The following is a 1,477-nucleotide window of genomic DNA, read 5'->3' on the forward strand; positions in this document are numbered from 1 at the left end:
CCCCCTTGGTACGATAGAGAGTGTCATGCATGACCTCGAATTAAGTACCGAAGGGAGACTTCAATAATGGATTTTACACAAAATGAACGACTTAAGCAAATTAATGAACAAACACTGATTATAGGAATTGATATCGCCAAACATAAGCATGTTGCCAGGGCGATTGATGATCGGGGAATCGATTTATCCAAGCGCCTGATATTCCCTAACTCAATAGAAGGATTCAAACTGTTACTTGAGTGGGCGAAGGAATTAAGCGCCCAAACATCTCGTCCTAACTTGTTAATCGGTATGGAACCTACAGGACATTATTGGATGAATCTAGCCTACTTCTTAAAATCTCATGGCGAAAGGCCTGTCGTGGTAAACCCGATGAAGGTGAAAAAATCAAAAGAGCTGGATGATGATTCGCCCACCAAAAATGACACAAAGGATGCGAAAGTCATCGCTCAAGTCATGCGGGCGGGTCGTTATCACGAGCCTACCTTACCTGAGGGGATATATGCCGATTTACGTGAAGGAGTCAAACTCTTTGACATCATCCAAGAAGATTTGTCATCCATCAAGGCTCAAATTCATAATGCGTTAGATCGCTATTTTCCTGAATTCTTAACCGTCTTTAAAAAGTGGGATGGGAAAACAGCTTTATATTTATTGAAGCGTGGATACCTACCACAAGATATTCAGCAGAAGAAAGAAGATGAACTTCTGAAAGAAGTGAAAACTTCAGTAACGAAAAATGTTGGCATAGAGCGTATGCGTCAATTGAAAAAGGCAGCTGCCTGCAGTATTGGGCTGACCGTTGGTCTTCGAATGGCCCGTGAAGAACTTCGCTATCTTGTCGATCAGTATGAATTATTAAACGCTCGTCTAGAGACCCTTAAAGAAGAACTCGAAGAGCTTGTTCGAATGGTTCCCGGCGCCGATAGGATGATGGCTATAAAAGGCGTCGGCCCAATGACAGTCGTTGGCTTCTTTGCCGAAATTGGTGACCTTTCAAATTATAGAGATCCACGACAAATTATCAAATTAGCAGGACTCAATCTGATGATGAACCAATCAGGCAAACATAAAGGGCAGACGACCATCACCAAACGAGGCCGGCGGAGATTACGCACCATTTTATATCAAGTCGCTCGCCCATTAGCCTTTCATAATAAAGGGTTCAAGGCGCTGCACAATTACTACAAACACCGGAGAAATAATCCTCTAAAGGGGAAACAGTCTTATGTCGCTTTAGGTCGTAAACTGATTAAAATTCTATTTGCGATGGGGACACGGAAGTGTGCCTTTAGTGAAGAACGCATGCTTCGGGATATCCCGCATATTACGGATGTTCAGGCTGCTTAACACGAAATAGGTATAAGTTTCACATACTTTGTCTTTTTAACGTTTTCTTAGTAAATCAAACGAAGCACGGATAAGCCGGTCACCATTCCGAGCATTAGGGCATAGACCCACCCGAGGAGCATATCCG

1 protein-coding gene is annotated in these 1,477 nt (G+C 43.0%); it reads left to right on the forward strand.

From position 1 onward, the window contains the following. Positions 1-66 precede the first annotated feature (66 nt). Positions 67-1,350, forward strand: a complete 1,284-nt coding sequence (locus ACKA06_RS21595; protein ID WP_411160627.1) for an IS110 family RNA-guided transposase — start codon at positions 67-69, stop codon at positions 1,348-1,350. Positions 1,351-1,477 lie beyond the last annotated feature (127 nt).

The sequence above is a fragment of the Rossellomorea oryzaecorticis genome, assembly GCF_045897515.1.
GTDB lineage: Bacteria > Bacillota > Bacilli > Bacillales > Bacillaceae_B > Rossellomorea > Rossellomorea enclensis.